Origin of the sequence: Sphingopyxis sp. (genome assembly GCF_036402335.1) — a bacterium.
Lineage (GTDB): Bacteria > Pseudomonadota > Alphaproteobacteria > Sphingomonadales > Sphingomonadaceae > Sphingopyxis.
Genome location: NZ_DASWTD010000087.1, coordinates 1 through 8,409 on the forward strand (window position 1 = coordinate 1; position 8,409 = coordinate 8,409).

At 63.5% G+C, this 8,409-nt stretch carries 6 protein-coding genes; 4 read left to right on the forward strand and 2 right to left on the reverse strand.

The window, feature by feature from the left end; all coding sequences use genetic code 11:
• Positions 1 to 33: 33 nt before the first annotated feature.
• The 4 genes from VGD20_RS02620 to VGD20_RS02635 all read left to right on the forward strand — a co-directional run bounded on the left by VGD20_RS02620 (position 34) and on the right by VGD20_RS02635 (position 4,707).
• Positions 34 to 1,806: a thiamine pyrophosphate-binding protein gene (locus VGD20_RS02620; RefSeq protein ID WP_331132956.1), complete on the forward strand. Its 1,773-nt coding sequence runs from the start codon at positions 34 to 36 to the stop codon at positions 1,804 to 1,806.
• 6 nt (positions 1,807 to 1,812) lie between these two features.
• A complete protein-coding gene (locus VGD20_RS02625; protein WP_331132957.1) occupies positions 1,813 to 2,958 on the forward strand; it encodes a Gfo/Idh/MocA family oxidoreductase in 1,146 nt (381 codons plus the stop codon).
• Positions 2,955 to 3,854, forward strand: coding sequence for an ROK family protein (locus VGD20_RS02630; protein WP_331132958.1), 900 nt, complete (start codon positions 2,955 to 2,957; stop codon positions 3,852 to 3,854). The genes VGD20_RS02625 and VGD20_RS02630 overlap by 4 nt, the downstream gene beginning before the upstream one ends.
• Before the next feature lie 109 nt (positions 3,855 to 3,963).
• Positions 3,964 to 4,707, forward strand: coding sequence for a sugar phosphate isomerase/epimerase family protein (locus tag VGD20_RS02635; protein WP_331132959.1), 744 nt, complete (start codon positions 3,964 to 3,966; stop codon positions 4,705 to 4,707).
• A gap of 43 nt (positions 4,708 to 4,750) precedes the next feature.
• Here the strand turns inward: VGD20_RS02635 and VGD20_RS02640 are convergent, their stop codons facing one another.
• Complete coding sequence (locus VGD20_RS02640; protein ID WP_331132960.1) at positions 4,751 to 7,300, reverse strand: TonB-dependent receptor; 2,550 nt, start codon at positions 7,298 to 7,300, stop codon at positions 4,751 to 4,753.
• A gap of 126 nt (positions 7,301 to 7,426) precedes the next feature.
• On the reverse strand, positions 7,427 to 8,317 hold the full coding sequence (locus VGD20_RS02645) for an SDR family NAD(P)-dependent oxidoreductase (protein WP_331132961.1): 891 nt from the start codon (positions 8,315 to 8,317) through the stop codon (positions 7,427 to 7,429).
• Positions 8,318 to 8,409 lie beyond the last annotated feature (92 nt).

Consider the following 8,409-nt stretch of genomic DNA (forward strand, 5'->3'; position numbering starts at 1 on the left):
TCATTTCAGACAATCCGATAGGGGAATGAACAGATGAACCAGGTCACCGGGGGCGCACTGATCGCCCGCACATTGCAGGTCGCAGGGGTTGAAGAGGTTTTTTCGCTCCACGGCGGTCATCTCGACGCCTTTCTGATCGCCTGCCGCGACCATGGCATTCGCCTGACCGACACGCGCCACGAGGCTTCGGCCGGCCATGCCGCCGAGGCCTATGCCCGCGCGACGGGCAAGATCGGCGTCGCGGTGCTGACGGCCGGGCCCGGCTTCACCAACGCTTACACCGCGGTCGCCAATGCCTATCTCGACCGCATGCCGGTCGTCTTCATCGTCGGCGCGCCGTCGACCCGCGAAGGCGATCTCAACACGCTTCAGGGTGGGATCGACCAGATTGCCGCTGCGAGCCACGTCACGAAATGGGCTTACCGGATCGGTCATGGCGCGCGCATTCCGGAGATCGTCGAACAGGCCATCCGCCGCGCGATGACGGGAACGCCGGGGCCCGTGCTTCTCGAAGTGCCGATCGAAGTCATGTTCACGCCGGTTGCGGCCCCGCCGCGGATCGACGGATTGGCGAATTTCGCGCTCACCGAAGGCGCGCCGGCCCCGAATGCCGCGCAGGTCGCGGCGCTGATCGACCTCCTCCAGGCGGCCGAACGCCCGGTCGTCATCGCGGGCGGCGGGGCGACGCTGTCACGCAGCGCCGAGGCGCTGCTCGCCTTCGCCGAAGCGACCGGCATTCCGGTCACCACCGGCATGAAGGGCGAAGGCCTGATGCCGCAGGATCATCCCCTCTATGGCGGCAGCATGGTCAGCGTGCCGATCGCAGCAGCGATCGGGGCGCCTGCCGACGTCGTCGTTCTGCTCGGCCAACGCGTCGGCCTGTTCACCGGCGGCCGGTACGGGGTCCTGCCCGCGGGTGCAAAGATTGCGCAGATCGATATCGACGGCGGCGAGCCCGGCCGTGGCGGACCTATCGATCTTGCGATCATGGCCGATTGTCGCGAGACACTGCTGGCGCTTACCGAAGCCGCGAAGAGCCGGACTTGGCCGGATCGCCCCGAATGGTCGGCGACACTCAGGACTGCACGCGTCATTCCGCACCAGCAGTGGCTCGAAGTCCCGGCGACAAGCCCCGAAGGCCTGCTCCATCCGTTTCACGCGTGCAAGGCGCTGGCCGAGGCGCTGCCCGAGGATGCCGTTATTGTTTGCGACGGCGGCGAATCCTCGGTTTGGGTCCGCGACCATATCCGCCCCAAGGGCACCGGGTCGTTCCACATCACCGGCTATCTCGGGACGCTGGGCGTCGGACAGGGCTTTGCGATCGGGGCCGCACGGGCCTTCCCGGATCGCCCGGTTTTCCTCTTCGCGGGCGATGGCGGGGTTGGCTTCCATATCCAGGAATTCGACGCGATGGTCCGTCACGGCCTCAACGTTCATACCATCGTCCTCAACAACGCCTGCTGGGGCATGTCACAAAACGGTCAGGACCTGATCTATGGCCCGGACAAGCGCGCGATCGTCGAACTCGCCGACAGCGCCTATGAAAAGGTCGCCGAGGCGTTCGGCGGCACGGCCTATCGCGCCGAGACGATCGAAGAGATCGCCGTTGCAATGAAGAACGCCCTTGAAGGCGGGAAGCCGAGCTGCATCAACGTCCGGATCGACGGTACGGTGATCAACCCGGTCACGATGAATATGGTCGGCATCAAACCGGGCGAGAAGCCAAAGTCCAGACCCGCCGCCGACGGTGCGGCAAAGAACGACGGCGAAAAGGTCGTCATGCCCTACTACGAGAATGTCGAGTAGTCGGCGATGAGCTTCGCCTTGGTGGAGGCGGCGGGATCGGCAAATCGTCCCGCCGTCGTCGGCGTCATCGGCTGCGGCAATATCAGTCACGTCTATCTTCGCACGATCAATGACTCCCCGTTCCTGAAGCTGAAAGGTTGCTCGGGGCGCAATCATGCGACCAACGCCGCACAGGCAGAGCTCTATGGCGGCGTGGCGATGTCGATCGAAGAGTTGCTCGCCGACCCCGAGATCGACATCGTCGTCAACCTGACCCCGCCGCTCGTCCATCACGCGATCGGACGCCGCATACTCGAAGCCGGCAAGCATCTCTATAACGAGAAGCCCCTCACCCACAGCCTCGACGAGGCGCGCGATCTGATCGCGCTCGCCTCGGACAAGGGCCTCGCGCTCGGTTGTGCGCCCGACACGTGGTTCGGGCAGCCGCATCAGGCAGCGCGGCGTGCCATTGATGCAGGGTTGATCGGAGGGCCCGTCGGCGGGTCGTTGACGATGGCATCGCACGGGATGGAATATTGGCATCCGACGCCGGAATTTTTCTATCTTCAAGGCGGCGGCCCGATGCTCGATGTCGCGCCCTATTATTTGGCCCAGCTCGTCAATCTGCTCGGCCCGATCGCCGAGGTAACCGCCCTTGCGTCGATGCCCTTTGCGACGCGGACGGTGACGAGCCGGCCCGGCCCCCGGCGCGAGATCCCCGTCGACGTCGCGACCAGTGTCAATGGTGCGTTGCTGATGGAGAGCGGGGCGAACATCGCCTTCACCATATCGTGGGATGTCTGGAAGCATCGCCGCCCTTCGCTCGAAATCTATGGCGAGAAGGGAAGTCTTGCCTGCCCCGACGCCAATTTCTTCATCGGGGGATATCTCGCACCCGAAAAGGCCGAATATAGCCTCGCCGACGGAGCCTGGCAGTCCTGCCCCGGACAGGGCGAGGAATCGCCGCGCGATATGGCCTACGCACCGCTGGGCGGGCCGCGCGGGCTGGGGGTCGCCGAAATGGCCATCGCGATCGCCGAGGGCCGCCCTCCGCGAGCCGATGCCGAACTCGCCTTCCATATCCTTGAAACGATCCTTGCCGTCGACCGGTCGGCACGGGAGAAGGTCGCCATCGAAGTGCGATCGCGCCCGCCACGACCGCGTCCTCTATGACCGGTGCGCCGATCATCGCCGCGATCGAAACCGGTGGCACCAAGCTTCTATACCGCGTGGCCGTCGCGGATGGCGAGACGCTGGGCGAAGGGCGTTTCGAAACCGGATCGCCCGGCGCATCGGTCGCACGTCTCACAAGGGCCATTCGCGCGCTCGTCCCAGACGGGCGGAGGCTCGCGGCCGTGGGCATCGCAAGCTTTGGCCCGGTCGGCATCGACCCATCTCATCCCTCCTACGGGAAGGTGCTTGCCACGACCAAGCCCGGCTGGAGCGGCTACGACCTTGTCGGCGCCATCAAAAGCGAACTGGAGGCACCGATCGTCGTCGACACCGACGTCAATGCCGCGGCTTTCGCCGAACAGGCCATCGGCGCGGGAAGAGGTGCGCGGATTGTTGCCTATCTGACGGTCGGGACCGGCATTGGCGGAGGCCTTGCGATCGACGGCACCACCTTCAAGGGGTCGCCCCATCCAGAGATCGGTCACGTCAGGCTTGCGCGGGCGCCGGGTGACGACATTGCCGGCACATGCCCTTTTCATGCCGACTGCGCGGAGGGATTGATCGCAGGTCCGGCGCTTGCCCGCAGGCTTGCCGGCACCGCCAGCCTTGCAAAGACTCCCGAGCTTCTCGATCTCGCGGCCGACTATCTGGCGCAGCTTTGCACCACCATCACTCTCGCCTGGTCCCCCGCATGCATCGTCGTCGGAGGCGGCGTACTCCAGGAGCGGGATCTTCTCGAACGGACGCGAGACGCGCTGGCTTTGCACCTCCGGGGCTACGGAACCGTCGGCGCCCTCGAACCCGCTATCTATCTTCGCCGCGCCGCTCTTGAAAACGCCGGACTGGAAGGCGCGCTGCTGATGGCGCGCGCGCTCACCGACCATGATGAAAACTGATCCGGTCTCTCCGCGGGCGCGGATCGGCGCAGAACAGTCGCCAAACGATCTTCTGGGCAGGCTCGACGCAGCTCCGCGCCATGCATGGGGTGCCGTTCGGAACGATCTCGTGCGCCGTGATCCCGAAGCCCGCGCGGAAATGCTCCACCGGCGGGGTCTTCGTCGTATCGCGATCGAATGGCGCTATGCGCAGCTCGGCACGCTGGATCAGGAATTATCGGCGTCGATCGCCCGGGGTATCGTCGCGACGGCCCTCTGGGTGCCGATTTCGCTTGTCCCGCTCAACGATGTCCATCTCGATATCCTGTTCGGATTCATCGAGCGCAACGAATTGCGGCTCGCGCTCTGGACGACGCTCATGCACCCCCATGACATCGATGAATGGGTCGAGAGCAAAAAACTCGACCTTACCTGCGAGGCCGTATCGCGCCTCGCCGACCGCGCCTCGAAACTCGGTTGCTCGGTTGCGCTCTACAATCATGATGGCTGGTTCGCGCAGCCTTCGTCGCTCTGCAAAATTGTCGCCACGGCACGCAGGCCGAATGTCGGGATCGTCTATAACTTCCATCACGCCCATGCCGACGCCCCCGAATTTCGCTCGCATGTGGTGTCGATGCTTTCCAGCCTGAAAGCGGTAAACTTGGGCGCGGCCAAGGCCGGTGCCCCCGCAGCCTTCGGCGAAGGCGAACATGACTTTGCGATGCTGTCGACTTTACTCGAGATGGGCTACTGCGGCCCGCTCGGCCTTACCTGCTATGACGCGAAGGCCGATGCAGCCGATACCCTGACCCGCAGCCTCGCCGGGCTGGCGAATTTCAGGCGATCGCTCGAGAAACGTCAAACCCCATCCTGATCGCTCCGTGGCGCTATGAGGGCAAATTCTTCATGATGGCTGCTCAGATCTTGAACGAGAGCTGGACGCCATAGGTGCGCGGCGCTTCGACGCCGACACTGCGATTGACCGAATATCCCGGAACCAGTGGCAAAACATAGGGCGTCGCAACGCTCGATCCCGGCAGCCCGCCGATATTGTCGTAATTGGTCTTGTCGAGCAGATTCTTCGCAAAGACGATAACGCGATAACGATCATCCTTCCCGGTCCACAGCAGGCGAAGGTCGACGCTTTCGGAAGTTGGAATACGGTAATAGCTGCGATTGAACACGCTTGCCCACATCTTGTCACGCCAACTGTAGCTGGCCGACAGCGTTACGGCTCCGGGGCCGATGTCGAACGTATAGTTAGCGTTCGCGGCGATCTTGTGCCGCGGCTGGAACGGCAGCTCCTGGCCGTCAAGCGACTGGAACCGGCGCGTACCGACCACCGGCCCCGAAGGTTGGGCACCGGGAGCGCTGGCCGTGGGATCCGCGCCGTCGAAATAGCAGCACGAATTGATCTTCGAATCCGCATAGGCGTAGTTCAAAAGAAGTTGCAGGCCATCGACCGGCTGCCAGCTCGCCTCTACCTCGGCGCCCCATGATTTCGCCTTCTCGAGATTGAAGAAGCCGGTGAGATCGATGAGCGGGGTCGGAATGCTGAGCGGGATCTGCAGACCCCGATAATCGTAATAATAACCCGCAACATTGAGCTGGACGCGGCCGAAACCCTGCTTCGCGCCGACCTGGTAGGCGTTGACATGCTCCGAGCCCGTCCGCGGCGAGGCGGTGAGGCCGCCTGCGTTGAAGCCGCCCGACTTGTACCCGCGACTGTAGCTTGCGTAGACAAGGCTGTCCTCCGAGGGGCGCCACTGAACGCCCGCGGTTCCACTAAAGCTCTTCCACGTATCGTCGAGCACGCGCCGCGCCTGTCCGGTCGCCGGACCGATCGTCGTGGCGCTGACGACCCCGTCGGCCGGAAGGAAGGAAACGATCGACGAGGTAATGTCGAGCGCCGGGGTGAACGAACCGAGCTGGTCCGCCGTCAGCCCGGCAGCGCAGCCCAGGCAGACCGCGCGGAGATTCTCGATCGCGCGCTTTTCATCGATCGAGTAGCGAAGCCCGCCGGTCAGGCGCACCGTGCTGCTCACATCCCAGTCAATCTGCCCGAACGCGGCATAGGACGCGGCTTCGAGGTTTGTGCCCGCGAAAACCGTGTCGCCAGTGGGGTTAGCCGGGCCATTGGCAGGCGCCTTCATCTGCGCCTGCTCGGGGATGCCGTAATGCGTTTCCTGATCGAGGATTTCGCCATAATAATAGAGGCCGGCAATCCAGTTCAGCGGTCCATCTCCCTTCGACAGGAAGTTGATTTCGGCGCTGCCGAACGAGCGATTCTCGACATAGCCGAAAGTCGCCGACGGATTGACGGTGAGCGGCGTACAGCCCGGGATAAAGCCGCAGGCAGCCCCCGTCGCCAGCGGGAAGCTGTACGATTTCATGCTGCTGCCATCGAGGTCGGTGATCGAGTCATAGCGTATCTCGCGGTAGCCCCCGAGAATGCGAATATCGAAGGGCTCGAGCTCGACGTCGAGTTGGCCCTGCACGCTGAACGCCCCGCGGATGCGTGCGCGTGACTCGGTATCGACGGAGATTTCCCGGATATCGTCGACGCCGGGATTGCTCGTCGCCGGGCCCAGTGCCTGATAGCCGGCCGTCAGGAAGCCGAACTGCGACGAAGGCGTCAGCGCGCCGCTTGCATAAGGAGCATAGTCCCACGGCGTGTCGGAATTGAGCGAGCGCGGGCGCTGGTTGGCGCGCGTCGTCGTCGCCTTCAGCCATAACGTCGCCTGCGGTCCCAGATCGAGCTCGGCCTGGCCCTCGATATAATAGCCTTCCGCAACGCCGCCTTCGCTACGTCCGCCGGCGATATTGCGGAAGTAGCCCTTGTTCTGGTCCGCCCAGCTCCCGCCGAGCTTCACGCGCAGACCATCGGTGACGGGGCCCGATACCGCGCCCTGGATCGCATAGGCGTCATAATTTGCGACCGTCGCGCGACCTTCGATCGACAACTCGGGCGTCGGACGCTTCGAGATCGCATTGATCGCGCCACCTATCGAGTTGCGTCCGTAAAGCGTGCCCTGCGGACCGCGAAGAATCTCGACGCGGTCGACGAAGAAGTCGCTACCCGCGATCGACGTTGTAGCCGAGTCATAGATGCCGTCGACGTAGGTTGCGACGCCCGGATCGCTGCCCGCCGTGTTGGTTTGCCGACCGATTCCCCGGAGGAAGACGCGATCGGAACCCGCGTTGTAGCTCAGCCCCGGCGTGAACTGGGCCATATCCCCGAGGTCCGAAATACCGATAATCTCACGCGTCTCTGCGGTGAAAGCCGTAACCGCTTCGGCAACATCATTGAGACGCTCGGTCCGCTTCTGCGCCGTGACGACGATTTCCCTGTCGCGGTAGGTTCGAGAATCCTCATCGACGGGCGCGGTGTCCGCACTTTGCGCGTGCGCCACGGGCACAAATCCGGTGAGCACGGTCGACAAAAGAATCAGCTTAGCCAGGCGCATAAACTCTCCCTTCCGATGCTCTTCGCCAATGGCGAAGGCTCGTCATCCCATTTTCGGATCTTCGTCCGATAGCACTTGGTATCGAATAAAATTCTATTCGTATAGTATTATATTCACCAATAGAATCTAGTTCCCACTCAGCGGCTTGCGGTGCTTCGAATCGAACTCCGCCGTCAGGCCGCCATCGACCGACAGGGTCTGGCCAGTGACGAAGCGGCTCTCGTCCGATGCGAGCCACAGGATCGCGTTTGCGATGTCATCGGGCTGGCCAGCCAAGGGAAGCGGCTGCGACGCGGCGAGTCCCTTCTCGACCGCCTCTATGCCGAAACCGTCCTTCATCAGCGGACTGTCGTAGATGATCGGCGTCACGATGCCCCCCGGGCAGACCGCGTTCGCCCGGATCAGGTCACGCGCCCCTTCCATCGCCGCCACGCGGGTCAGTTGCAGGACGCCAGCCTTCGACGCGCCATAGGCACCCTGCCCCGGCATTCCGAGCAGCGCAGAGATCGAGGACGTCGTCACGATCGATCCGCCGCCGCGAGCGCGCAGCAGCGGGAAGGCCAGTTTCATGCCTTGCCAGACAGCTTTCAGATTCACCGCGATCGTTCGGTCGAACAAGGCGTCGTCGCATTGCTCGATGCTGATCTCGCCCCCACCGACCCCCGCATTGTTGACGAGTATGTCGAGACCTCCAAAGTCTCTGTGTGCCGCTTCGAACACCCCGCCGAGCGACGATGCATCGGTGATGTCGCAGCCAATGAAACGGGCGCTGCTTCCGAGACGCTCGGCGATCGCAGAGCCGTCATTGGGCCCGCCGGGCGCGCGCCTCGCGTGATGAAGACTGGCCGCAACATTACCGATCTGCGATCCGAGCGCGCTGCCCTGTCCGGGGTCGAGATCGCAGAAGATGACGTTTGCGCCCTCGGTCACGAAGCGTTCGACGGTGGCAAGACCGATGCCCGAGGCGCCGCCCGTGACGATGGCAACCTTGCCCTCGAGCCTGTTTCCGCCTGCCATCGTACCGCTCCCGTCTCGGGCGCCGAGTCACCCTCCTCCCATTTTTATATATTCAAATTGATAATTCAACTCGTATTGCATTAAGTTTCGTC

What these genes read in the sequence shown, in the direction of transcription:
- VGD20_RS02630 (WP_331132958.1), top strand. Translation starts at nt 2,955, where the DNA reads ATGACCGGTGCGCCGATCATCGCCGCGATCGAAACCGGTGGCACCAAG.
- VGD20_RS02640 (WP_331132960.1), bottom strand. Translation starts at nt 7,300, where the DNA reads ATGCGCCTGGCTAAGCTGATTCTTTTGTCGACCGTGCTCACCGGATTT.
- VGD20_RS02625 (WP_331132957.1), top strand. Translation starts at nt 1,813, where the DNA reads ATGAGCTTCGCCTTGGTGGAGGCGGCGGGATCGGCAAATCGTCCCGCC.
- VGD20_RS02645 (WP_331132961.1), bottom strand. Translation starts at nt 8,317, where the DNA reads ATGGCAGGCGGAAACAGGCTCGAGGGCAAGGTTGCCATCGTCACGGGC.
- VGD20_RS02620 (WP_331132956.1), top strand. Translation starts at nt 34, where the DNA reads ATGAACCAGGTCACCGGGGGCGCACTGATCGCCCGCACATTGCAGGTC.